The following is a 21,406-nucleotide window of genomic DNA, read 5'->3' on the forward strand; positions in this document are numbered from 1 at the left end:
AAGGCCCCGTGTTCAAGAGCCGAGGCTCGGCTCGGCTGGATCAGGCAAATCGGGCGGCAGACGGCTCAGCGCAGGAAAAGCACCAGCAGGACAAGGCCATAGCTTGTTTCAACCACAAAGCAGCCCAGCGTGTTCAGCGACTTCAGCGGCACGCCGTGCTGCAGGCGCCGGATCAGATGCCAGATGCCCTGCGCAAAGATCGTCACGACAATCAGCGCGGGCGAAGTGACAAGCCCCAGCACACCGCCGCAGATCAGGACCGAAGCGATTAGCGTCTCCGGCCCCAGCGGCGCGCGGCGGCCATGGGTCTTGGCCAGATAGGTCAGATTGACGAAAATGGAAAAAGCGGCCGCAATCAGCCAGATATGCGGACCGGCCAGCGGCATTTGCGGCACCATCACCAATGTCAGGTACAGGGCGCAGGCCGAGATAAGCAGATGCTGCTTTTGCCGCAGAAATTCCGAAAATGAGAGCATGAGTGAAAATACCTTGGTTTCCGATTGCTGAAAATCTGCCAGCACCACTGCCGTGCAGCAAGTCAGGCAAACCTTACCCCCTGTGGTGTCCCGTAGCCCCGGCGCGGCTCATACCGGCGGGCCCTTCCGGGTCAGCAGGACCACCGGATCACCATCCATCTCGGTCTCGCGCATCGGGGTATAGCCCAGAGCTTCGGCAATCCGCAACGACCCTTCGTTGTCGGGCGTGATCAGGCAAACCGTCCGGCCCGCCACCACCCTGTCGAACCAATCATGCGCCGCCTGCGCCGCCTCAAGCCCCAGGCCGCGCCCCTGGGCCCCGGGTTCAAGCACCCATCCGGCCTCGGGAAAGGGATCAAAATCATCACCCAGCCCCCTGGAACCAAAGAAAAATCCCGTTTGCCCGGACATTTCGGGCTGGCGATGTATCTGGATCGCCCATTGCCCGAAGCCCGCGATCTGCCAATGCCCGGCATTGCGCAGAAACGCATCCCAGGACCGTGTCTTGGGCCAGGGTTTGCCGGAAATATGGGTCACCACCGCCGGGGTTGCCCAGATCTCCGCGAAACGCGGAAAATCCTCGCGCCGCATCGCGCGCAGCGTCAGCCGGTGGGTATTGATCGTCGGAACATTGCGGGACATGCGGTGAATGACTTTCACTCTTGGGAACTGCCTGAACGCACATTGGCAAATGCCCGTGCTGCTTCGCAACCCCCGCCGCACCGCAGAAACGAAAAACGGCGTCAATCCGCAGAGGATGACGCCGTTCGATGGTTTTCAGCCGCGGCCATGCCGCCGGCCCATGGACTTAGGAAGCTTCCTTGATGAACTTCACCGCGTCGCCGAATGTCTGGATGTTCTCGGCTGCGTCATCGGGAATCTCGATGCCGAACTCTTCTTCGAATGCCATCACCAGTTCAACGGTGTCGAGGCTGTCGGCACCCAGATCGTCGATGAACGACGCATTCTCGGTGACTTTGTCCTCTTCAACACCAAGGTGTTCCACAACGATCTTTTTTACGCGGTCTGCGACGTCGCTCATAATAAGTCCTCATGTCTTCCGGTGGCCGGTATGACCCCCGTTTATACTAGCCTCATGCTGATGTTCAGCGGTTGGCGGATGCCCCGTTTCCGAAGCGGCTCTGACCCTTGTTCGCACAAGGCCCATAGGGCACGCAAGCACCCCCTTTTACGATTCTGCGCCCCCTTTAGCACATGACGCATGACACGCAAATGTTATTACAGCCTCCGGCCATTACCCCAAGACAGGTCACATCGCCAATGTCCCCAGAGCGCTTGGCGCGGCAGGGTATTGGCGATTCAAGGTCATGGCCTGACGCCACAGGCACAGGGTCACAACATGGCCATGCCGCCGTTGACGTGCAAGGTGGTGCCGGTCAGATAAGCGGCCTCCGCGCTGCTGAGATAGACAACCGCGCCCGCGATTTCCGCCGCGGTGCCCATCCGGCCCGCAGGGATTTGCCCCATGATTCCAGACTTCTGGTCGTCGGTCAGCTTGTCGGTCATTGCCGTGGCGATAAAGCCCGGTGCCACCGCGTTCACGGTGATGCCACGGCTTGCGACCTCATAGGCGAGCGATTTGGACATGCCCACCATGCCCGCCTTGGACGCAGCGTAATTCGCCTGGCCGGGGTTGCCGGTGGCCCCCACCACGCTCGAAATATTCACGATCCGGCCCCAGCGCGCCTTCATCATGCCGCGCATGACGCCTTTGCACAGCTTGAAGGTTGCCGTCAGGTTCACATCCAGCACCGACTGCCATTCTTCATCCGACATCCGCATGAACAGGTTGTCGCGGGTGATGCCCGCGTTATTGACCAGAATATCGACCGATCCCATCGCCTCAGCCGCCTGTTTCGGCAGGGCATCCACCGCCGCCAAGTCGCTCAGGTTGCAGGGCAGCACATGCGCCCGCTCGCCCAGTTCCGCCTTCAGCGCCTCCAGCGGCTCGGTCCGCGTGCCGGACAGGCCGACAACCGCCCCCTGCGCGTGCAATTGCCGCGCGATCTCTGCGCCGATGCCCCCGGACGCGCCGGTGATCAGCGCATTTTTCCCTGTCAGATCAAACATATATCTTCCTTTTCGTGGTCAATTCCCGACCGGCTCTGTCAGCAGGCCATAGCGGGCGATCTCGCCCGGTGTCATTTCATGTATCCCGTCCGAGGGGGCGGCAGCCAAAGTAAACCAGTAAAACGCATCGCTGCCCAGCATATCGGTGACATAGCTGCGGGTCATATCGTGTTCCGGCGCGCTGCGCGGATAGCTGCTGCCCTCGCGGTAGCCATTGCGCCAGCTGTGTACCCCCAGGGACGCGCCGCGCGCCATCGTGCGGCGGTTGCCTGCCAGGAAAAGATCCACCCCGCCCGAGTCGACCACGCTGTCCGGCGTCAGATGGGTGTCGATGCCGCGCGCGCGCAGCAGATAGCCCATGCGCACCGTCGCCGCCCCATCGACAGAGCCGCTCACCTGCGTCGGCACCAGCGTCCTGACCTGCGGATTCTGCGCCAGAAGCCGCTCGAAATTGGCAGGTGTGCGGCTGGTGATTGTCCCCGCAAGATACAGCCTGTCGCCCTCGACGCGCAGGGTCGTGCCATCGCTCGCATTCTCGATCGTCGCGCAGGCGGCCAGCGCCAGCAACAGGATCAGGGCAAGGCGCCGGAACATCAGGCGTCTTTCAGCGCGGCCACGTCCTCTGGCGTGCCGACCGCGCGGCAGGTGCTGTCCTTGGCGATGCGGCGGATCATGCCGGACAGGGCCTTGCCTGCGCCGATCTCCCAGAACTCGGTCACGCCCTGGGCGGCCATCCATTCCACCGAAGAGCGCCAGCGCACCCGGCCTGTCACCTGCTCGACCAGCAGTTCGCGGATGCGCCCCGCATCCGTCACGCTGGTCGCCAGCACATTGGCCACCAGCGGCACGGCCGGGTCCTTCATCCCGACCTCGCCCAGGGCGCGGGCCATCTCCTCTGCGGCGGGCTGCATCAGCGCGCAATGGAAAGGCGCAGAGACCGGCAGCTGCAGCGCGCGCTTGGCACCGGCCTCCTTGGCCAGCACCACGGCGCGATCAATCGCCGCCTTGCTGCCCGACAACACGTTCTGGCTGGGATCGTTTTCATTGGCCAGCTGGCAGACATCGCCCTGTGCGGCCTCTGCCGCCACTTTCTCGGCGGCCTCGGCATCCAGCCCCAGAACCGCCGCCATGGCGCCCTGACCCACCGGCACCGCCGCCTGCATCGCGCGGCCCCGGATGCGCAGCAGCCGCGCCGTATCAGCCAGCGACAGGGTGCCTGCTGCACAAAGCGCGGAATATTCCCCCAGCGAATGCCCCGCGACAAAGGCCGCGCGGTCCAGGTCGAAACCTTCGGCGCGCATCGCGGCAAGGGCGGCCATCGAGGTTGCCATCAGCGCAGGCTGGGCGTTTTCGGTCAGGGTCAGCGCCTCTGCCTCGCCCTCCCAGATCAACGCCGAGAGTTTCTCACCCAGCGCGTCGTCCACCGCGTCGAACACCGCCCGCGCCTCCGGGTAACTGTCGGCCAGCGCCTTGCCCATCCCGATGGTCTGTGCGCCCTGCCCTGGAAATACGAATGCGATGCTCATCTTGGCCTCCTCTTTGTTGGCACCGGGTCTAGCCTGCACGGCCAGCCGGAACAAGCCCGCAGCGCATCGCGCATGGCTGCACAGCGGGCCTGCGTCTATTGGCATTGCCCCGGCGGAAACAGCCGGTATCTATGCGCCAAACCCGACCGGAGACCCAGATGCCCCTGACCAACACACAGATCCGCTATGGCGGTGTCGCGAAAACCTTTCACTGGCTGACCGCGCTGCTGATCCTGACCCTGATTGTCCTGGGCCTCGTGGCCGAGGATCTGCCCTTTGCCACAGATGCCGAACTTGCACGCAAGGCCTGGCTCTTCTCGCTGCACAAGACCCTTGGCGTGCTGGTCTTTTTCGTCGCCCTCGCCCGTATCCTCTGGGCAGTCAGCCAGCCCAGGCCGGGCCTGCTGAACGCCGACAAGAGGGCAGAGAGTTTTCTGGCCGAGCTGGTGCACTGGCTGCTCTATGGCGCGCTGGTGATCGTGCCGCTGTCGGGCTGGATTGGCCATGCCGCTGCCTCCGGCTTTGCGCCGATCTGGTGGCCGCTGGGGCAAAACCTGCCGCTGGTGCCCAAATCCACCAGCCTGGAACATCTCGCCGGTGCGGTACACTTTATCTCGGGCCGTGTGCTGATCGGGGCAATCCTGCTGCATTTCATCGGCGCACTGAAACATCACTTCATCGACCGCGACAGCACCCTGCGCCGCATGTTGCCGGGCGACGCGCCGATTGGTCCCCTGCCGCAGGCCAGCCACAGCGCCCTACCGGTGGTGGCCGCCCTTGCGATCTGGTGCGCATCGCTTGGTCTGGCCCTGAGCACAGCGCAGGGCGCGGATGGGGCGCTCCCCAATGGTACGGCCCTGAGCGAAGTCTCCTCTGAATGGCAGGTGCAGGAGGGCACGATCGCGCTGCGCGTGACCCAGTTCGGATCCGAGGTCGAAGGCCGTTTCGACGACTGGACCGCCGCGATTTCCTTTGACGATGCGCAGCCGACCGGCGTTGTGGGCGATGTCACCGCCACCATTTCCATCCCCTCGCTGACGCTGGGGTCGGTCACCAAACAGGCATTGGGCGCGGATTTCTTTGCCGCCGAGAGCTTTCCCACCGCCACCTTCAGCGGCGATATCCGTCATGCCAGCGGCGGGTACGAAGCCCTGGGCACCCTGACCATCAAGGACAGGTCAGTGCCGCTGACCCTGCCCTTCCTGCTGTCGATCCGGGGCGACACCGCCGAGATGCGGGCGGATGTGACCCTGGACCGGCGCGATTTTGGCATCGGTGACAACATGCCCAATGAGGACAGCCTGGCCTTCGCGGTCGATGTCGCGATCCGGCTGACCGCAACCCGCGCGCAGGCCGGCACCGAATAGCAGCCTTCCAATCGCAGCCTTCCAGATGCAAAAAGGCCGGGAACAATCCCCGGCCTTTCGCTTGTTCCGCTCAGGACGATCAGTCGGCTTTCATCGCCTCGACCGAGATGTTCACCTGAACCTCGTCGCTGACATAGGGTGCAAAGGCACCAAGATCGAAGTCGGACCGCACGATGGTGGTGGTCGCATCGAAACCGGCCCAGGGCTTGCCCTCTTGCGGGTGGTCGCCAAGCTGGTTCAGCTTCGCATCCAGCACCACGGATTTGGTCACGTCGTTCATGGTCAGATCGCCGGTGATCAGGGCTGTATCCTCGCCGGTGACCTCGATCCCGGTCGAGGTAAAGGTGATCATGTCGCCCTCTTCCGCACCGAAAAAGTCATCGGCCATGAAATGGTTCTTGCGCTGTTCCCAACCGGTGAACATCGACATGACCGGCATGGACACGGTGACGGAAGACGCGGCGGGGTCTTCCTGATCGAACATGATCTCACCCTCGAAGCCCGAGAAGATGCCGTAGGTTGTCGAAAAGCCGAGGTGTTCATAGCTGAACACGACCTGCGAATGGCTGGGGTCCAGCGTGTATTTTTCCGCCTTGGTCGTCGTGTCGGCCGCCATTGCACCGGTCGCGCCAAGGGCCAGAGCCGCGGCAAAAATCATATGCTTCATGTGGTACTCCTGGGAGGATGTTGGTTGATCGTCGTGGCAGCAGATGTGCGGCTTGCCACGACGGAATCAATTCAACATGTCCTCACAGCGACTGCGCGCCAGCAAACAATTGCCTTCTGCGAACCCTTCCGGGCTGCGCATCTGCTGTCAGCGCATCAGGCGAGTTTGCCCGCGTCGCGCAGGCCGTTGATCAGGCTGTTGCGCAGGGATGAATCCGTCAGCGTCGCGACGGCCAGCAGGACGCCCTGCGCATCCCACAAACGGACAACCGGACCGCTGACCTCGGCCGCGCCAAGTTCGGCAAAGCTGCTGCGCGTCAGCACCTCCCGCGCGCCATAACCGTCGGGCCGGACCAGGCTGACGGTGCGGCGGATCGTGTCGATTTCGATTTCGGGCGCCCCGGGCTTGCTGCTGGCCAGCATCATGCCCAGTCCCGCCAGTGCCGCCGCCACCGAAAGCAGCAGCCGGAACAACATCACTTCCGCCTCGGCGGTGCCGGGTGCAAGCCAGATCACGAAAGCTGCCAGAAACAGCCCCGCACCACAGATCCGCTGCAATGTGCGGGCCAGCATCCGGCCCCCGTCCACCATGGATACCGGTTCACGCGTGATTGCGCCGCCTTTGGTAAAATCCGCTGCTGCCGTCATCTGCCCAATCCTTTATTTGGTTGGCCTTTGTTTGGTTGATGTGATGCTGCAAAAGGAATTGGACCAAAGCTGGGCGAAGCCGCGGCACGGATCGGACCTTGTTGAGACCGGGGGCAGAACCGGCATTGCCGTCGCCCTTTTCCGGGCAGGACAAGCCATTCAGCGCAGGGTGGAAGGGTCCGGTGAGGCGGATCTTGTCAGCCTTCGCAAAAAAGCGTTGCGACCGCCCGTTGAAACCGCAGGCCCAATCCGGGCGGAGGCTGCCGCTGGTATTTTGGTTTCCAAATAGCGCGCTCTACGAAATTCGGTTCTTGATCCGGCTCAATCCCACCGGGGTCACACCCAGATATCGCGCGATCTCGTTCTGGGTCACCAGGTCAAACAGGTCTGGCGTGTGTTCCAACAGCCTTTTGTACCGGTCTTCTGCCGACAGACACAGAAGTTCATATTCGCGCATTTCCTTGCGAATGCCAAAGCTCAGCAGAAAATCGACAATCTCGCCGGACAGTTCCGGATCAGATCGGCTCGCTTCATTGAGATCAGAAAAGTTCACACCAACAAGCGCGGATGGCTTCAGGCAGACCAAACTGAACGTACACGCTTCGCCTTGGTAGCACGATGCGAGACTGCCGATCTTGCCGCCGGGAAGGATGAAGGACTTGATGTGCTCCTTTCCGTCTTCCGACAGATAGTATGCCTTTAACAAGCCGCTTTGAAGACTGTAGATTGATCCGTCCTGTTCACCCTGGCGGAACAGATATTCTCCTGCTTCGTATGTGCGCGGCCACCCGTGCGCAGCGACGTAGTCAGATAATTTCATGCGTTTTAACCCGGGTTAATTCCAGCGTCTTGGGGTTTGCCTAACGTGCCCGCAAATCATGAAAGCGCAACGGGTGTATGACATGGAACTTCAAAACAAACACATTGTAATCACGGGAGCTGCGTCGGGCCTGGGCCTTGCAATTTTGCGACGGCTTGAACCGAACAACCGCATCTCTGTCATTGCGCGGCCATCAGGCGGGTTGGATGCACTACGCGCGGAATTTCCCAAAATTTCGATCCAAGAGGCCGATCTGGCTGATATTGCTGCGGTTGAGCGCGCGGCGGACGCGTTGGTGAAGCGGGGCGATGCCATTGATGTGCTGTTCAACAATGCCGCCGTTCAATTCACGCCACGCTTTACTGACCCTGACTTCCGGTACGAAACGATACGCCGGGAGATTGATGTCAATTTCACCTCAGTTTGTGCCCTGATCCATCTGCTCTTGCCGCAACTGATGCAGGCGCAATCGGCGATGATCGTGAACATCAACTCCGGTTTGGCCTTGGCCCCCAAGGCAGGGTCCGCCATTTATTGCGCCACCAAGGGGGCGTTGAATATCTTTTCGCAATCCCTCGGCTATCAGTTGGAGGGGACAAGCGTCTCCGTCAAACAGGTGTTTCTGCCGATGGTCGACACCAAGATGACCGACGGGCGCGGTGGCGGGAAAATCACACCTGAACAGGCCGTGGCAGAGATCGTCGCGGGCCTGTCTGCCGGCCGCCCCAACATCGACGTTGGCAAGGTAAAACTGCTCCGGCTCATTCAACGCCTGTCGCCCATGGCCGCTGCGCGCATCATGAAGGGGGCCTGAGCGATGAAATCACTCCTCAAAGTCATGCTGATCCTTGGAGGTCTGTTTGCACTGACCTTCGTTGCAGGACGGCTGCTGGGGGTCCTCACGGTCGAAAACGTTCAGGCACTATTGGAATGGGCACAGCGCGTGGACCCGGCGATTGTGTTCGGCCTGGTTGTGCTGTTGCTGTTCGCAGACCTGTTTGTTGCGGTGCCGACACTCACCATCACCATATTGGCGGGCGTTTTGATCGGCTTTCCCGCGGGGGCCGCGGCGGCGATCACTGGCATGTCCCTGGCCGCAGGAACCGGGTATTGGATCAGCCGGGTCTGGGGGCAAAAGGGCGTTGCCCTGTTGGTCAAGGACGCAGACGAGCGTGCCTCCCTGACCGCGATCTTTCAGGAAAGCGGCCCGGTGATGATCCTGCTGTCACGCGCGGCACCGATCATCCCGGAAGTCACCGCTTGCATGGCGGGCGCGACAAGGATGCCTTTCGCCACGCGCCGAGCGGACCGCAACGCGGATACCAATGCGCGCGACACTCCCCGATTTGCCATTGCGACAGAGGATTTCCTGCGCTAATCCTGCCGCAGGTCCGGCCACCTGCTGCTCGCAGACGCAAGTCACGGTGAAGGTCGTGTAACATCTCTGACCTCACATGCACTTCGCAGGTCGGCAAGGCGAGCACCCTCCCCCATGTGAAGCAGCTTGCGAGGACCACAATGTCGAACCCTGCTCCAAATCCATTTGTCCACGGTGCCCTTGGCCCGATCTTTGCCCGAACCGCCCTGCCCATCATCTTTGTCATGGGGATGAACGGTTTGCTGGCCGTCGTGGACGCCATTTTCCTCGGCCGCTACGTCGGCGCTGACGCGCTGAGCGCCGTGACCCTGGTGTTTCCGCTTTATATGGTGATCGTCGCGCTGGCGACGCTGGTCTCCAACGGCATGTCCAGCATCCTTGCCCGCAACCTGGGCGCCGGAGACCGGGCCGGGGCGGCGCGTGTCTTTACCGGCGCCCATGGGCTCGCCCTGCTGATGAGCGGCGTGCTGATGCTGCTTTATCTGCTGTTCGGCGGGGTCGTGACCCTGGCGCTGGCCTCCGGGTCCGGGGTGCTGGCGGCCATGGGGCAGACCTATCTTGGCATCACGGTGTTCATGTCGCCGCTGTTCTTTGTTCTTGCGGTCAATTCCGACGCCCTGCGCAACGAGGGGCGCGTCGGCTTCATGGCTGCGATGAGCCTGCTGGTGTCGCTGTCGAACATCGGGTTCAACTACATCCTGATCGCCCTTCTGGGCTTGGGCGTGGCCGGCTCCGCCCTTGGCACGGCACTGGCGCAGATGCTGGCGCTGGTCATCATCATCGCCTTCCGCAGCTTCGGGCGTACCGAGCTGCGCCCCGGTCTGCTGCTGCGCATCCCGCTCAACGCCTGCTGGGGGCGCATTCTGGCGCTGGGGGCACCGCAAAGCCTGAATTTCATCGGCCTCTCGCTCAGCTCCGCCGCGGTGATCGTGGTGCTGCAACTGGTGAACACGCCGCTTTATGAAACAACTGTCGCGGCCTTCGGCATCCTGACCCGTGTCATGACCTTTGCCTTTCTGCCGCTGCTCGGGCTGACCCATGCGCTGCAAACCATCGTCGGCAACAACTATGGCGCGCGGGCATGGGCACGTTCCGACACCGGGCTGCGGATCGGGCTTGGCACCGCATTTGTCTATTGCGCGGCAATGCAGGCGGTCTTTGTCACCATGCCGCAGAGCATCGCGGGCCTTTTTGTCACCGAGCCGGGGGTCATCGCCGAATTCGCGCGCATCCTGCCGGTGAACACCGCGATGTTCTGGCTGGCCGGGCCGCTGATCGTCATTGCCTCCTATTTCCAGGCCATCGGCAATGCCAGCCGCGCCGCCCTTCTGGGGCTGACCAAAAGCTATGCTTTCGGCCTGCCGCTGACATTCTGCCTGCCGCTGATCCTGGGGGAGCCGGGGATCTGGCTGGCCGGGCCATTGGCGGAATGCATGATGGCGCTGCTGACCCTTGCGGTGCTGCAGCAGAGTGTTTCGGCGCTTGGCCTGCGCCGGGGGCTGTTCGCGGCGGGGCGCGGCCCTCAGCCCGGCTGACGTGAAAAACGGCGCGGGGCGCTTGCCCTGCGCCGCAAACCGTGTATATCGGCCTTTCCTTTGCACATCTGTTGAACCGCGCAGTCTCTCGTGGTGGGGCCGCAAGGGATACCGCCCCGCCTATGAAATGCGCCTTGATATAAATAGGAGACCGCATGCCGCTATATGAGCATGTCATGATTGCGCGTCAGGATCTGTCCAACACGCAAGCCGAAGGCCTTATCGAACATTTTGGCACCGTCCTGTCCGACAACGGCGGGAAACTCGTGGATAGCGAGTACTGGGGCGTCAAGACGATGGCCTACAAGATCAACAAGAACCGCAAGGGCCACTACGCCTTCCTGCGTTCGGATGCACCTGCACCGGCCGTTCAGGAAATGGAACGCCTGATGCGCCTGCACGACGACGTGATGCGCGTCCTGACCATCAAGGTCGACACCCACGCCGAGCTGCCCTCCGTGCAGATGCAGAAACGCGACGAGCGCCCCGAGCGCCGTGAGCGCCGTTGATCATCAGCTTGAAGAAAAGGACATAAACCATGGCTGCAAAACCATTTTTCCGCCGTCGCAAGGTCTGCCCCTTCTCGGGCGACAACGCACCTGCGATCGACTACAAGGACACACGTCTGCTGCAACGCTACATCTCTGAGCGTGGCAAGATCGTCCCCTCCCGCATCACCGCAGTTTCTGCGAAAAAGCAGCGTGAACTGGCCCGTGCCATCAAACGTGCCCGCTTCCTCGCCCTGCTGCCCTACGCCGTCAAGTAAGGAGAAAGCACATGCAAGTTATCCTTCTGGAACGTGTCGCCAAACTGGGTCAGATGGGCGAAGTCGTGGACGTAAAGCCCGGCTTTGCACGCAACTACCTGCTGCCGCAGGGCAAGGCGCTGTCGGCCTCCAAGGCCAACGTCGAAGCCTTCGAGGCGCGCAAGTCGCAGCTTGAAGCCGAGAACCTGGAAACCAAGAAAGAAGCCGACAAGATGGCGGACAAGCTGAACGGTCAGCAGTTCGTCGTGATTCGCTCCGCTTCCGACGCGGGCGCGCTTTACGGTTCCGTCACCACCCGTGACGCAGCCGATGCCGCGACCGAAGGCGGGTTCACCATCGACCGCAAGCAGGTCGTGCTGAGCGCCCCGATCAAGGAACTGGGCCTGCACGACGTGCTGATCGTCCTGCACCCCGAAGTCGAAGCGACCATTCAACTGAACGTGGCCCGTTCGGTCGAAGAAGCCGAGCTTCAGGCATCCGGCAAATCCATCCAGGAACTGGCAGCCGAAGAAGAAGCGGCCGCCGAGTTCGAAATCCAGGAGCTGTTCGACGATATCGGCGCAGCGCAGCTGGACGACATGGACATCGACACAGGCAATGATGCCGGCGACGAAGCCGCATCAGGCGATCAGGAAGACACCGCAGGCCGCGGCTGACCCTTTCCTGACTGACATTGAAACGCCGCGCGGAAGGGTCCGCGCGGCGTTTCTGTTTCGGGCATCCGGTGTCGGGTAGAACCGACTTTTCTGTCACATTGCAGGCCCAGCTCAACAAGCCGCGTGCGCGGCGGAGGCCGGGCGGGTGTATTGTGTACCAGTCACTGCAAAATCGTGGCAGCAGAAAACGCCGCACAAGCACCTTCCGAAACCACGCAACAGCTGGTCCTCACCCCGGCGCGGCCCCCATCTCTCCGGCCAGGAAGGGCTCGGGGCTGGCGACCTCTTCCAGCTTGCCGCCGCGAATCCACCAGAACCGGGTCCCCACCTGACGCAGAAAGCTGCGGTCATGGCTGACCAGCAGGCAGGAGGCGCCATGGGCAATCAGCTCCTGCTCCAGCGCCTCCTGCCCTTCGATGTCCAGATGGTTCGTCGGCTCATCCAGCAGGTAGAAATTCGGGTTCTTCAGCCGCAGCACCAGCATCGCCAGCCGTGCCTTCTGCCCGCCCGAAAGCGCGCCGATCTTCCTGTCCTGCATGCCGATCTCCACCCCGGCCCCGGCCAGCACCCCGCGGGCGCGCTGGTCGCCGATGTCGAAAGCCCCGGTGATGGCCGTCATCGGGGTGTCATGGTCCGAAAGCTGGCTCAGATGCTGGTCCGAAATGGCCGGCACAACCGAGGGCGCGCATTTCACCGGGCCCGCGGCATCTGTCAGCGCCTGCGCGATCAGCATGACCAGACGGGTCTTGCCGGTGCCATTGCCCCCCAGCAGCACAACCCGGTCACCGGGCAGGATCCACTTCTGCCCGGTCCGGTACAACAGATCTCCGCCCGGCGTTTCAACCGGCACATCATCCAGTGTTATCAGCGCCTTGGCATGGGTTCCGCTGTTGGTGAGCCTGATCTCTCCCGCGCTGCGCTCCTGATGCGCGGGCCTGGCCGCCGCCTCCATCTGTGCGGCCCTTTCGTTCAGCTGCCGGGTCTTGACCACCAGCAGGTCGGAACCGGAGTTGATCCCGATGTTCTTGAGCTTGGCCGCCTGCCTGCGCAATTGCTGCGCCTTGTTGAGGTCATTTGCAAAGCGCCGCTCGTCAGCCGCATCGGCCTCGTCCAGCGCGCCCCGTGCGGCGCTATAGGGCAGCTGGAACACCCGGGAGCGTTCTGCACGCAGGAACAGGGTGCGGTTGGTGGTCTCGTCCAGAAACGCCCGGTCATGGGATGTGGTCACGACCGCGACATCACGGGGCAAAGCTGCCAGCCAGCCCTGCAACAGCCCGATCCGCTGCAGGTCCAGATGGTTGGTCGGCTCGTCCAGCAACAGCACATCCGGTTCGGTGATCCAGACCGAAGCCAGCATCGCGGTGCGTTGCCAGCCGCCGCTGAGCGCGCCCAGCTCCTTGTGCTGAATGTCATATGGCACCTTGAGATCGTCCAGCACCACATCGACCCGCCAGCCCTCGTATTCGGCTTGTTCCGCCGGAAGTGCTGCAAGCACCCGGTCATAGAGCGTCTGGCCAAGTGCCGCCTCCGGCAGGTTCTGCGCGACATAGCCAATGCGCAGGCCGCGCGCGCGGGTGATCTCGCCGGTCGTGGGGTCCAGCTCACCGGCCAGGCATTGCAACAGGGTGGTCTTGCCGCGCCCGTTGGCGGCCACCAGACCGATGCGGTCGCCCCTGGTGATGTTCAGGCTCAGGTCAGAAAACAGCGATGCGCCAAGGGTGACGCCCAAAGCGTTGATATTGATGATGGTCATGGGATTCTCTGGTCAAACAAAGGGGTGCCGCAACGCGGCCATGGGCAGGCAGTTCGACGTGTCGTCTCTGACCAGCCCTGCAAACGGATTTACAGGGCGTAGCGGGGACCATGCTGAAGTCGGCGGATGATACGCATGTTCAGCTTGTGCCCTCCCCTTGTGCGTGTTGACCGATGCCGGAAGTCTAGAAAATCCGGATCCGAAGTGCAAGTTTCGGGGGTGTTCGGGCCAGCCTGCTGACCGGCCCGGCCTCCCGCAGGCATGGGCACATCCGGCCTGATCCCCCTGCATTACAGGCCCATTGGGCCGATTCCCGCGCATCCCCCTGCGACTTCCCGCGCATCGCGGCGCTGCACCCTTGCCAGAAAGCCCGCTGCCGGTAGTTTCTGCGCAGTTGCCACAATCGCGAATCCGTACAATGTTTCATCACACCCGTCGCGCCGCGCTGGCCCTGCTTTGCGCCGCTGCCGTCTCTGCCTGTGCCGCCGCGCCAGAGGTCAAACCCGCCCCGCGGCTTGCCATTCCGCTGCATCCCAACGAGACTCCGGAGCTGCGGCAAAAGATCAACTATTGGGCCGATCATTACGAACTGCCGCGCCCGCTGGTGCACAAGCTGGCGATCCGCGAAAGCACCCACAATCCCAAGGCGCGCAATGGCCCCTATTACGGGTTGTTGCAGATCCTGCCCGCCACCGCACGATCGATGGGCTTCCAGGGCGCGCCCTCCGAGCTGCTGGATGCCGATACCAATCTTGAATATGCGCTGAAATACCTGCGCGGGGCCTGGCTGCTCTCGGACGGCGACCAGAGCTCAGCCATCAAATGGTACGCGCGCGGCTATTACTACGAGGCCAAGCGCCGCGGCATGCTGGTCGAGACCGGGCTGCGCAGCGGCTGATCCCTGCCCGCGCCGGATGATATTATCATCCACCTCTTGAAGCCGGCACCAGCCGCCATGATCTAGGCGTTACCGGGTGGCGCAGTGATCGGCATCGTGTCTGTTCCGGTCTTTCCGGGACACCCAAATGATTGATCTTGCGCTTATCGTGATCGGCTTTGCCGGTCTGCTGGTCGGTGGCAACTGGCTGGTGGACGGGGCCGTGGGCCTTGCCACGCGCTGGGGTGTATCCCCGCTGGTGATCGGGCTGACGCTGGTGGGTTTCGGCACCTCGATGCCGGAACTGGTGACATCGGTGCAGGCCGCCCTTGCAGGCTCTCCCGGCATTGCGATCGGCAATGTTGTGGGCAGCAATATCGCCAATATCCTGCTGATCCTGGGGCTGACCTGCGCGCTCAGCCCGATGGTGGTGGCCAGGGCAACGCTGCAGCGCGACGGGCTGGTCATGCTGGGGGCCACAGGTGCCGCACTTGTGCTGGTGCTCTGGGGCAGCATCACCCGGTCCATGGGGCTGCTGCTGGTGGCCGGTCTCGCGCTTTACCTTGTCAGCGCCCTGCGGCGCGGTGAGGATAACCTGGACTGCATCAGTGACACGCCCGCTGCGCCGCTCTGGCGCGCGTCGCTCGGGGTACTGGGCGGTCTGATCGTGACGATCCTCGCGGCACGCGCCCTGGTGAGTGGCGCGGTTGCCGTGACCGCCTCCTGGGGGGTGTCAGAGGCCTTGATCGGGGTGACCATCGTGGCGGTCGGCACCTCCCTGCCGGAACTGGTGACCTCGATTGTCGCCGCACGCAAGGGTCAGGCCGAGATGGCCTTTGGCAATATCATCGGCAGCAATATCTTCAACGTGCTGGGAATTCTCGGCGTCACCGCACTTGTGCGCCCGATGCAGGTGCCTGCGCAATTCGTCACACTGGACATCTGGGTGATGACAGCGGCCGCACTGGCGGTTCTGGTCATGGGGGCAACGGGCCGACGGATCAGCCGGGGCGAAGGGGCGGCGCTGCTTGCGGGTTACACCGCCTATACCGGGTTTCTCATCTTTGGCTGACGGTCAGTCAAACCCGACAAACCGGGCAACCTCATCCACCCCGCGCCGCCGGGAGCGCACCGCATTGGCGGAAAAACTGTCATCGGGCCAGCCCAAGGCGACACAGGTCAGGATCACCTGATCCTCCGGGATCTGCGCATGTTCGCGCACCACGGGCGATTGCATGATGCCCTGACCGTTGATCACGGTGCCAAGGCCCCTGCTCCATGCCGCCAGCACCAGACCATAGGTCACCGCCCCCAGATCGAAATGGGCGATTGTGCCTTTCTCGGTCAGGCTCTTGTCAAAGCAGACCACAATCGACACCGGCGCGTCGAACTGGCGAAAGCCGCGCATGACCCAGTCCTGCCGCCTTGCCTTGTCGTCGCGCTCGATCCCCATGGCCCCGAAAAGCTGTTTGGCAATCTCCACCTGACGGTCGCGGTGGACGCCTTCATAGGCGCCATGGTCATTGATCTCGCGCTGGGGCGGGACGCCGCCCAGCATGCGGCTGGAATTGCCCTCCCGCACCTTCTCCAGCGGATCGCCGGTCAGCACATGCAGATGCCAGGGCTGGGTGTTCATCGAGGAGGGCGCGCGCATTGCCAGGGCAATGATCTCTTCCAGAAGGGCGCGCGGCACGGGGTCATTGGTGAACCCCCGGATGCTGCGCCGTTCCAGCATGGCCTGATCCAGTTCCATCGCGATGTCCCTCCTGCGCCTCCGCGCCAGGATGCACCAAGGCTGCTGCGGGGACAATCGGCGCTGGCGGTAACGTGGCGGCACAGGGGCCGAAACGCAAAACGGCCGGCCTGCATGTTACCGCGGCCGCCCACCGGAGTTTTCAAAAACTCCGGACCGTTTTCTTCGAAGAAAACGGCGCTTTCACCCGGCATGCAACCCTTGCCACCCGCCGGAGTTTTCAAAAACTCCGGGCCGATTTTTTCGAAAAGATCGCCCCAAACGCAAAAGGCCGTGCCCAACGGACACGGCCCTGCAAGCCTCGGCAGAGACGCGGTTTATTCGTCTTCCAGCGCCTCGACAGCCTTCTGAAGGTCCTCTTTGGACACTTCTTTTTCTGTCACTTTCGCCTGTTCGGCGATGTGATCGATCACCTTGTCCTCGAACAGCGGCGCGCGCAGCTGCTGCTGCATCTGCTGGTTCTGCTGCACGAATTCAAAGAACTGACGCTCCTGGCCCGGATACTGGCGTGCCTGGTTCATGATCGACTGGGTCATCTCGGCGTCCGAGACTTCGACCTCGGCCTTCTGACCGATCTCTGCCAGCAGCAGGCCCAGACGCACCCGGCGTTCCGCCAGCGTCTTGTGCTCATCCGTGGTTTCGATCTCGGGGTGGTCGTGGCCCTGCACGTCCGGATTGTCCTCGTGCCACAGCTGATGCGCGATCTGGCCCGCTTCGGCCTCCACCAGCGAGGGCGGCAGATCGAAGCTCACCAGTTTGTCCAGCGCATCGAGCAGGCCGCGCTTCATGACGGCACGGGAGGCACCGGCATATTCCGCTTCCAGGCGTTCCGCGATCTGCTTTTTCAGACCTTCCAGATCCTCGGAGCCGAACTTGGTCGCCAGTTCGTCGTTGATCTCTGCGGCGACGGGTTCCTTGACCTCCTTGATGGTGCAGTCAAAGGTCGCTTCCTTGCCCTTGAGATGCTCGGCCTGGTAGTCGTCGGGGAAATTGACGGTGACCGCCTTTTCCTCGCCGGCCTTCACGCCCACCAGCTGGTCTTCAAAGCCGGGGATGAAGGAGTTGGAGCCCAGCACCAGCGGATAATCCTCGGCAGAGCCGCCTTCAAAGGCTTCACCGTCGACCTTGCCGACGAAGTCCATGACAACCTGGTCGCCGTCCTTGGCCTTGGAGCCTTTCTTGCGGGCTTTGAAATCCTGCGCGGTTTCGGCCAGGTTCTTCAGCGCCTCGTCGATGGCGGCGTCGTCGGCCTTGACCACCAGCTTTTCCAGCTCGATCTGGGACATGTCGATCTCGGGGATCTCGGGCAGCGCCTCATAGGTCATGGTGACCTCGACGTCGTCGCCTTCTTTCCAGTCTTCGTTGGTCATCTTGACTTCGGGCTGCATCGCGGGGCGGTCGCCGGATTTCTCAAAATGCTCGTTCATCGCGCCGTCGATGCTTTCCTGCATCGCTTCGCCCATCACGCGCTGGCCAAACTGCTTTTTCAGCAGCGCCATCGGCACCTTGCCCTTGCGAAAACCCTTCATCTCAACGTCAGGCTGCGCCTCGGCCAGTTTCTCGTTCACCTTGGCGTCCAGTTCAGCCGCCGTCAGCGTGATGGCATAGCCGCGTTTCAGACCGTCGTTCAGCGTCTCGTTGACCTGCATGTGTGCTCCATAGAATAAGGCCGCGCCGAATGGGGCGCGGGCGAAAATTTCTGCCCTTCTATTGAGCAGGGCGCTGGGGTGCAAGGGGATTTGGGGCGCTGAGTCTAGTCCTGGGTATAAAGCAGGACAAGCGCATCGGCTTCTTGTAGCACAACTTCACTTTGCCGGGCGGCGTCACGCAGGATTTCTTCGGTGATCTCACCACCGCCCACAACCTCCTCCAGCATCTGTTTCATCGGCTTCCAACTTTTTTTCACGGCACGTAGCTGACCGCGCTGCTTAGGCTTCGGCTTGCCGCCCAACGCGCCGTCCTTGCCGCCCCTGAACAGCCGGTGTAGCGCCGTGTCAAAGACATCGACTGTATCTGCCAGAGCTTCGCGTACATCCGCGCCCCCGATGCCGATCGACAGGAAACAAAGCTCCTTGACCATTTTCTGGCTCAGCATGCCCTGCCGGCCCGCAAGCACAATTGCCGCAGCGATCCCGGGATCAATCTGCGCGGTGCCGTAATGCGCCTCCATCAATTCCATGGTTGCATTCATTTCAGTCAAGGCCGGAACATTGCGGCTGACCATCAACCAGACAACAACTGTGTGCAGGTCACCCGCCGCGATTTGCCTTACCGATGCGGTCAGCCCCGAAGAAAGAGCCGCAGTGCGCGCCAGCCCGGCACGGACGTCAGGATAGGTTTCTTTCAGCAAGCCCTGTTCGGCATTGCCCTCGGCAAGACTGACAAGCATCTCGTCAAAACTGGTTGCGGCATCATGCGCGCGGCGCGCTTCGACCTCCGCGTCGACCGACACCATCGACAGACAGGCGCTTTTGGCCATCCGCTGGCTTAACATGCGCTGTCGCGCGGCCAGGCTGATCCTGTTGCGGGCATTTTGCGCGGCATCCACCTCGGCCCAGGCTTGCTGGCCATAACCCGCACCGCATAATCCCGCCAAGACCAGCGCCACGGTCAAAAATGACCGCGACACTGCTGATATAATGTACGTCATGCGGCCATCCTGATGAACTTGCTCGGCCCGAATTAATCACGCCGGCGTAAAAAGTTCCTGAATGGCCGCCCCGCCGGCTCACATGCCCAGCGCTTCCTTGTACATTTCCAGCACCGCTTCCTCTTCGGCAATGTCGTCCTTGTCGCGCTTGCGCAGGGCAATCACCTTGCGCATCACCTTGGTGTCATAGCCGCGCGCCTTGGCCTCGGCCATGACTTCCTTCTGCTGCTCGGCCAGGTCCTTTTTCTCGGCGTCCAGCCGTTCGATCCGTTCGATGAACTGGCGCAGTTCATTGGCGGTCACGCGGTAGGTCGCATCGCCCACTGTATCGACAACTTCGGGGTTGGTGCCTGTATCGCTCATTGCGTTCTCCTGCGCTTGGTGTTGGTCGGCACTGACTACAAGCGCGCCGCGCGCCCTGCAAGACGCACTTGATCCGGTCCCCTCTTTGGCGTAGCGGAGGCGCCATGGAAACAAGTGCGACCAACATACTGGACATCGTGATCTGGACCGGGGCGGCGATTTCGCTGCTGGGGCTGGTCGGGCTGATCTGGTGCATCATCAGCGTGTCACGCGCCAAACGTGCCAGGCTGGACGATGAGGCAATGCGCCAGGTGCTGAAATCCGCGATCCCGCTGAACCTGGGTGCGCTGTTTCTCTCCGTGATCGGCCTGATGATGGTGATCGTCGGCATCTTTCTGGGCTAGTTCCGGACCCGAAACGCATCGCATCGCTGGACAGAAGGCAACGGTCTGCGTAAATCATCCCATGGACATTCGACAACTCACCCCCCGCTATTTCGTGGCCCCCCAGATCGATCCGTCGGACATGGAGGCCATTCGCGCTGCGGGCATCACCCGCATCCTGTGCAACCGCCCGGATGCCGAGGTGCCACCCAGCCACCAGGCCGCCGCCATCCGGGCCGCCGCCGAAGCGGCCGGCATCGGCTTTGCGCTGCAACCGCTGACCCATCAGACCATGGTGCCGGAAGTGATCGGGCAAAACCGCGCGCTGGGGGCAGACACGGATGATGTGGTGCTGGCCTATTGCGCCTCCGGCACACGGTCCACCATCGCCTGGGCGCTGGGTCAGGCCGGGCAGATGCCGGCGGAGGAGATCGTCGCCGCCGCCCGCGCGGGTGGCTATGACATCTCCAACATCCGGCCGGCGCTGGACGCCCCTTTCACCTGATCGTTCAGCCTGCCTTGCGCTCTGACAGGTCGGGCAGATCGTCCAGCTCTGGCAGGTCGTCCAGGTCAGGCAGGTCGTCAAACCCGGGCAGATCGTCAAGTTCGGGCAGGTCACTCATGTCTGACAGATCCAGTTCCGGCAGGTCGGACAAATCCGGCAGGTCGGGCATGGCATCGGCACCTGCGGGGCTCACATCTAAAGCCTGCATCTCCGGCGGCTCCGACGCTGGCATGCCCGCCTGCGGCAGCGGTTCAGGCTCGCGCTGATCCAGCTCCGCCCGGTCGCTGGCGCGGCGGCGGGGGGTCTGCGCCGCCGGTTTGGCCGGCACGATCCGCAGCGCACGGCATCCGTCCAGCTGCCCCAGCATACCGCGCGCCAGCGTGCCGCCGCCGGGCCTGAGCACCTCTGCCCGGTCAAAGCGCGCCCCGTTCAGGTCAAGCAGATCGCCCACCTGCAACCGGCCCAGCTTTGCCAGCGGCATGCGCAGCCGCGCCAGCGCAATGTCCAGTGCAACATCCAGCGCCAGCACCGATTCCGACAATGTGGCGGGGCGCTGTTCAGCCCTGCTGGCAGCCTCCTGCCCCTCCTGCGCCGTGGGGTGCTGTGCCGTGGCATCATCCGGTTCCGGCATGCAGAACAGGATCTGGCCCTGCCGCAGGCCGCCCGCAATATCCACGGTCAGGGTGATCAGGCGATACGCCTGTGCCTCAAGCGCCAGAGACAGCAGGCGCGGCGTATCGACCCGGCTGCCAAAGGCATATCCCGCCAGCAGCCGCTTGTCCGTGGGCGCGTCGGGCAGCGCCGCCGCCCGGCTGATCAGCGCATTCACGAAAGGGGCGGTGATGGCCGCATCGGTATCCGTCATCGGGCGCGGATCGCCCCCGGCATCGGGCAGTACCTGCGCCATGGTCTGCTGCTGGATCAGCGCGCCGACGAGCAATGGGTCCAGCGCCGCCGCCGCGGGCCGCCCATCGGGACCATCAAGCAGGAACAACAGGTGCTGCGCATCAAACTGGTCCTGCACCTCATCGCCCGCCACCTCTGCCACCCGGATGGCAAGGGCGGCCAGCGCCAGATCAAACAGCTCATCCGCCACCTTCGCCAGGCCAAGGCGCAGGGATTTGGCCAAAGTCATCGCGCGGGCCTGATGGCTGGCGCGCCCCCGGTCGGTCTTGCGCCGCAGAACGGAGCCTTCCCCAGGGTCTGAATTTTGTCGAGCTTGCCCCATGGCCACCCTTCATGCGCGCATCATT

The 21,406-nt window shown here is 62.8% G+C and carries 26 protein-coding genes; 11 read left to right on the forward strand and 15 right to left on the reverse strand.

The window, feature by feature from the left end; translation table 11 throughout:
- Positions 1 to 65: 65 nt before the first annotated feature.
- From O4H53_RS13220 to fabD, 6 genes are all read right to left on the reverse strand, one after another.
- A complete protein-coding gene (locus O4H53_RS13220; protein ID WP_269364349.1) occupies positions 66 to 476 on the reverse strand; it encodes a hypothetical protein in 411 nt (136 codons plus the stop codon).
- A gap of 108 nt (positions 477 to 584) precedes the next feature.
- Positions 585 to 1,118 (reverse strand): GNAT family N-acetyltransferase, encoded by a 534-nt coding sequence (locus O4H53_RS13225; RefSeq protein ID WP_269364479.1) that lies wholly within the window; start codon positions 1,116 to 1,118, stop codon positions 585 to 587.
- A gap of 166 nt (positions 1,119 to 1,284) precedes the next feature.
- On the reverse strand, positions 1,285 to 1,518 hold the full coding sequence (locus O4H53_RS13230) for an acyl carrier protein (protein WP_025048350.1): 234 nt from the start codon (positions 1,516 to 1,518) through the stop codon (positions 1,285 to 1,287).
- 311 nt (positions 1,519 to 1,829) lie between these two features.
- Positions 1,830 to 2,567 (reverse strand): 3-oxoacyl-[acyl-carrier-protein] reductase, encoded by a 738-nt coding sequence (gene fabG, locus O4H53_RS13235; RefSeq protein ID WP_269364353.1) that lies wholly within the window; start codon positions 2,565 to 2,567, stop codon positions 1,830 to 1,832.
- Between the two features lie 18 nt (positions 2,568 to 2,585).
- Positions 2,586 to 3,161 (reverse strand): alpha/beta hydrolase, encoded by a 576-nt coding sequence (locus O4H53_RS13240; RefSeq protein WP_269364355.1) that lies wholly within the window; start codon positions 3,159 to 3,161, stop codon positions 2,586 to 2,588.
- Positions 3,161 to 4,093, reverse strand: coding sequence for an ACP S-malonyltransferase (gene fabD, locus O4H53_RS13245; RefSeq protein WP_269364357.1), 933 nt, complete (start codon positions 4,091 to 4,093; stop codon positions 3,161 to 3,163). The genes O4H53_RS13240 and fabD overlap by 1 nt, the downstream gene beginning before the upstream one ends.
- Positions 4,094 to 4,251: 158 nt before the next feature.
- Here fabD and O4H53_RS13250 point away from each other — a divergent pair, with 158 nt between their 5' ends.
- Positions 4,252 to 5,460 (forward strand): cytochrome b/b6 domain-containing protein, encoded by a 1,209-nt coding sequence (locus tag O4H53_RS13250; protein ID WP_269364359.1) that lies wholly within the window; start codon positions 4,252 to 4,254, stop codon positions 5,458 to 5,460.
- A 79-nt stretch (positions 5,461 to 5,539) separates the two neighbouring features.
- Here O4H53_RS13250 and O4H53_RS13255 read toward each other — a convergent pair whose 3' ends face one another.
- The 3 genes from O4H53_RS13255 to O4H53_RS13265 all read right to left on the reverse strand — a co-directional run bounded on the left by O4H53_RS13255 (position 5,540) and on the right by O4H53_RS13265 (position 7,594).
- On the reverse strand, positions 5,540 to 6,127 hold the full coding sequence (locus O4H53_RS13255) for a YceI family protein (RefSeq protein ID WP_269364361.1): 588 nt from the start codon (positions 6,125 to 6,127) through the stop codon (positions 5,540 to 5,542).
- 155 nt (positions 6,128 to 6,282) lie between these two features.
- Positions 6,283 to 6,774: a hypothetical protein gene (locus O4H53_RS13260; RefSeq protein ID WP_269364363.1), complete on the reverse strand. Its 492-nt coding sequence runs from the start codon at positions 6,772 to 6,774 to the stop codon at positions 6,283 to 6,285.
- Positions 6,775 to 7,069: 295 nt separating this feature from the next.
- Positions 7,070 to 7,594 (reverse strand): Crp/Fnr family transcriptional regulator, encoded by a 525-nt coding sequence (locus O4H53_RS13265; protein WP_269364365.1) that lies wholly within the window; start codon positions 7,592 to 7,594, stop codon positions 7,070 to 7,072.
- A gap of 58 nt (positions 7,595 to 7,652) precedes the next feature.
- On the opposite strand from O4H53_RS13265, the gene O4H53_RS13270 reads away from it, so the two are divergent.
- The 6 genes from O4H53_RS13270 to rplI all read left to right on the forward strand — a co-directional run bounded on the left by O4H53_RS13270 (position 7,653) and on the right by rplI (position 11,929).
- Complete coding sequence (locus tag O4H53_RS13270; RefSeq protein WP_269364367.1) at positions 7,653 to 8,408, forward strand: SDR family oxidoreductase; 756 nt, start codon at positions 7,653 to 7,655, stop codon at positions 8,406 to 8,408.
- A 3-nt stretch (positions 8,409 to 8,411) separates the two neighbouring features.
- Positions 8,412 to 8,972 (forward strand): VTT domain-containing protein, encoded by a 561-nt coding sequence (locus O4H53_RS13275; protein WP_269364369.1) that lies wholly within the window; start codon positions 8,412 to 8,414, stop codon positions 8,970 to 8,972.
- Between the two features lie 140 nt (positions 8,973 to 9,112).
- Positions 9,113 to 10,507, forward strand: coding sequence for an MATE family efflux transporter (locus O4H53_RS13280; protein ID WP_269364370.1), 1,395 nt, complete (start codon positions 9,113 to 9,115; stop codon positions 10,505 to 10,507).
- Between the two features lie 155 nt (positions 10,508 to 10,662).
- The gene (gene rpsF / locus O4H53_RS13285; RefSeq protein WP_067288809.1) at positions 10,663 to 11,016 is read left to right on the forward strand and encodes a 30S ribosomal protein S6; all 354 of its coding nucleotides are present in this window, start codon (positions 10,663 to 10,665) and stop codon (positions 11,014 to 11,016) included.
- Between the two features lie 29 nt (positions 11,017 to 11,045).
- Positions 11,046 to 11,273, forward strand: coding sequence for a 30S ribosomal protein S18 (rpsR, locus tag O4H53_RS13290; RefSeq protein WP_005852865.1), 228 nt, complete (start codon positions 11,046 to 11,048; stop codon positions 11,271 to 11,273).
- 11 nt (positions 11,274 to 11,284) lie between these two features.
- Positions 11,285 to 11,929, forward strand: coding sequence for a 50S ribosomal protein L9 (rplI, locus tag O4H53_RS13295; RefSeq protein ID WP_269364372.1), 645 nt, complete (start codon positions 11,285 to 11,287; stop codon positions 11,927 to 11,929).
- 229 nt (positions 11,930 to 12,158) lie between these two features.
- On the opposite strand, the gene O4H53_RS13300 is transcribed toward rplI, so the two are convergent.
- Positions 12,159 to 13,682, reverse strand: a complete 1,524-nt coding sequence (locus O4H53_RS13300; RefSeq protein WP_269364374.1) for an ABC-F family ATP-binding cassette domain-containing protein — start codon at positions 13,680 to 13,682, stop codon at positions 12,159 to 12,161.
- Between the two features lie 418 nt (positions 13,683 to 14,100).
- Here O4H53_RS13300 and O4H53_RS13305 point away from each other — a divergent pair, with 418 nt between their 5' ends.
- The gene (locus O4H53_RS13305) at positions 14,101 to 14,580 is read left to right on the forward strand and encodes a lytic transglycosylase domain-containing protein (protein ID WP_269364377.1); all 480 of its coding nucleotides are present in this window, start codon (positions 14,101 to 14,103) and stop codon (positions 14,578 to 14,580) included.
- 127 nt (positions 14,581 to 14,707) lie between these two features.
- The gene (locus O4H53_RS13310; protein WP_269364379.1) at positions 14,708 to 15,631 is read left to right on the forward strand and encodes a calcium/sodium antiporter; all 924 of its coding nucleotides are present in this window, start codon (positions 14,708 to 14,710) and stop codon (positions 15,629 to 15,631) included.
- A 3-nt stretch (positions 15,632 to 15,634) separates the two neighbouring features.
- On the opposite strand, the gene O4H53_RS13315 is transcribed toward O4H53_RS13310, so the two are convergent.
- The 4 genes from O4H53_RS13315 to O4H53_RS13330 form a co-directional block, all read right to left on the reverse strand.
- Positions 15,635 to 16,312 carry a nitroreductase gene (locus tag O4H53_RS13315; protein ID WP_269364381.1) on the reverse strand — a complete coding sequence of 226 codons (678 nt, stop codon included), beginning with the start codon at positions 16,310 to 16,312 and terminating at the stop codon, positions 15,635 to 15,637.
- Between the two features lie 317 nt (positions 16,313 to 16,629).
- The gene (gene tig / locus O4H53_RS13320; protein WP_269364382.1) at positions 16,630 to 17,961 is read right to left on the reverse strand and encodes a trigger factor; all 1,332 of its coding nucleotides are present in this window, start codon (positions 17,959 to 17,961) and stop codon (positions 16,630 to 16,632) included.
- 104 nt (positions 17,962 to 18,065) lie between these two features.
- Complete coding sequence (locus O4H53_RS13325) at positions 18,066 to 18,962, reverse strand: type IV pili methyl-accepting chemotaxis transducer N-terminal domain-containing protein (protein WP_269364384.1); 897 nt, start codon at positions 18,960 to 18,962, stop codon at positions 18,066 to 18,068.
- Positions 18,963 to 19,040: 78 nt separating this feature from the next.
- On the reverse strand, positions 19,041 to 19,325 hold the full coding sequence (locus tag O4H53_RS13330) for a DUF2312 domain-containing protein (RefSeq protein ID WP_067288826.1): 285 nt from the start codon (positions 19,323 to 19,325) through the stop codon (positions 19,041 to 19,043).
- Positions 19,326 to 19,429: 104 nt separating this feature from the next.
- On the opposite strand from O4H53_RS13330, the gene O4H53_RS13335 reads away from it, so the two are divergent.
- Together O4H53_RS13335 and O4H53_RS13340 are read left to right on the forward strand one after the other, a co-directional pair.
- Positions 19,430 to 19,669, forward strand: coding sequence for a hypothetical protein (locus O4H53_RS13335; protein ID WP_269364387.1), 240 nt, complete (start codon positions 19,430 to 19,432; stop codon positions 19,667 to 19,669).
- A 61-nt stretch (positions 19,670 to 19,730) separates the two neighbouring features.
- Entirely contained in the window at positions 19,731 to 20,153 is a 423-nt protein-coding gene (locus O4H53_RS13340; protein ID WP_269364389.1) for a TIGR01244 family sulfur transferase, read from the forward strand.
- A gap of 4 nt (positions 20,154 to 20,157) precedes the next feature.
- On the opposite strand, the gene O4H53_RS13345 is transcribed toward O4H53_RS13340, so the two are convergent.
- The gene (locus O4H53_RS13345) at positions 20,158 to 21,288 is read right to left on the reverse strand and encodes a FliM/FliN family flagellar motor C-terminal domain-containing protein (RefSeq protein WP_269364391.1); all 1,131 of its coding nucleotides are present in this window, start codon (positions 21,286 to 21,288) and stop codon (positions 20,158 to 20,160) included.
- Between the last annotated feature and the right edge of the window lie 118 nt (positions 21,289 to 21,406).

Origin of the sequence: Sulfitobacter sp. G21635-S1 (assembly GCF_027213915.1) — a bacterium.
GTDB lineage: Bacteria > Pseudomonadota > Alphaproteobacteria > Rhodobacterales > Rhodobacteraceae > Sulfitobacter.

Bases quoted from the DNA above. Each gene is read 5' to 3' on its own strand.
- rpsF (WP_067288809.1), top strand. From the start codon at position 10,663: ATGCCGCTATATGAGCATGTCATGATTGCGCGTCAGGATCTGTCCAAC.
- rplI (WP_269364372.1), top strand. From the start codon at position 11,285: ATGCAAGTTATCCTTCTGGAACGTGTCGCCAAACTGGGTCAGATGGGC.
- O4H53_RS13275 (WP_269364369.1), top strand. From the start codon at position 8,412: ATGAAATCACTCCTCAAAGTCATGCTGATCCTTGGAGGTCTGTTTGCA.
- O4H53_RS13305 (WP_269364377.1), top strand. From the start codon at position 14,101: ATGTTTCATCACACCCGTCGCGCCGCGCTGGCCCTGCTTTGCGCCGCT.
- O4H53_RS13270 (WP_269364367.1), top strand. From the start codon at position 7,653: ATGAAAGCGCAACGGGTGTATGACATGGAACTTCAAAACAAACACATT.
- fabD (WP_269364357.1), bottom strand. From the start codon at position 4,093: ATGAGCATCGCATTCGTATTTCCAGGGCAGGGCGCACAGACCATCGGG.
- O4H53_RS13220 (WP_269364349.1), bottom strand. From the start codon at position 476: ATGCTCTCATTTTCGGAATTTCTGCGGCAAAAGCAGCATCTGCTTATC.
- O4H53_RS13310 (WP_269364379.1), top strand. From the start codon at position 14,708: ATGATTGATCTTGCGCTTATCGTGATCGGCTTTGCCGGTCTGCTGGTC.
- O4H53_RS13340 (WP_269364389.1), top strand. From the start codon at position 19,731: ATGGACATTCGACAACTCACCCCCCGCTATTTCGTGGCCCCCCAGATC.
- O4H53_RS13325 (WP_269364384.1), bottom strand. From the start codon at position 18,962: ATGACGTACATTATATCAGCAGTGTCGCGGTCATTTTTGACCGTGGCG.
- O4H53_RS13280 (WP_269364370.1), top strand. From the start codon at position 9,113: ATGTCGAACCCTGCTCCAAATCCATTTGTCCACGGTGCCCTTGGCCCG.
- O4H53_RS13250 (WP_269364359.1), top strand. From the start codon at position 4,252: ATGCCCCTGACCAACACACAGATCCGCTATGGCGGTGTCGCGAAAACC.
- O4H53_RS13345 (WP_269364391.1), bottom strand. From the start codon at position 21,288: ATGACTTTGGCCAAATCCCTGCGCCTTGGCCTGGCGAAGGTGGCGGAT.
- O4H53_RS13260 (WP_269364363.1), bottom strand. From the start codon at position 6,774: ATGACGGCAGCAGCGGATTTTACCAAAGGCGGCGCAATCACGCGTGAA.
- O4H53_RS13265 (WP_269364365.1), bottom strand. From the start codon at position 7,594: ATGAAATTATCTGACTACGTCGCTGCGCACGGGTGGCCGCGCACATAC.
- O4H53_RS13315 (WP_269364381.1), bottom strand. From the start codon at position 16,312: ATGGAACTGGATCAGGCCATGCTGGAACGGCGCAGCATCCGGGGGTTC.
- tig (WP_269364382.1), bottom strand. From the start codon at position 17,961: ATGCAGGTCAACGAGACGCTGAACGACGGTCTGAAACGCGGCTATGCC.
- fabG (WP_269364353.1), bottom strand. From the start codon at position 2,567: ATGTTTGATCTGACAGGGAAAAATGCGCTGATCACCGGCGCGTCCGGG.
- O4H53_RS13330 (WP_067288826.1), bottom strand. From the start codon at position 19,325: ATGAGCGATACAGGCACCAACCCCGAAGTTGTCGATACAGTGGGCGAT.
- O4H53_RS13225 (WP_269364479.1), bottom strand. From the start codon at position 1,118: ATGTCCCGCAATGTTCCGACGATCAATACCCACCGGCTGACGCTGCGC.
- O4H53_RS13255 (WP_269364361.1), bottom strand. From the start codon at position 6,127: ATGAAGCATATGATTTTTGCCGCGGCTCTGGCCCTTGGCGCGACCGGT.
- O4H53_RS13240 (WP_269364355.1), bottom strand. From the start codon at position 3,161: ATGTTCCGGCGCCTTGCCCTGATCCTGTTGCTGGCGCTGGCCGCCTGC.
- O4H53_RS13300 (WP_269364374.1), bottom strand. From the start codon at position 13,682: ATGACCATCATCAATATCAACGCTTTGGGCGTCACCCTTGGCGCATCG.
- O4H53_RS13230 (WP_025048350.1), bottom strand. From the start codon at position 1,518: ATGAGCGACGTCGCAGACCGCGTAAAAAAGATCGTTGTGGAACACCTT.
- rpsR (WP_005852865.1), top strand. From the start codon at position 11,046: ATGGCTGCAAAACCATTTTTCCGCCGTCGCAAGGTCTGCCCCTTCTCG.
- O4H53_RS13335 (WP_269364387.1), top strand. From the start codon at position 19,430: ATGGAAACAAGTGCGACCAACATACTGGACATCGTGATCTGGACCGGG.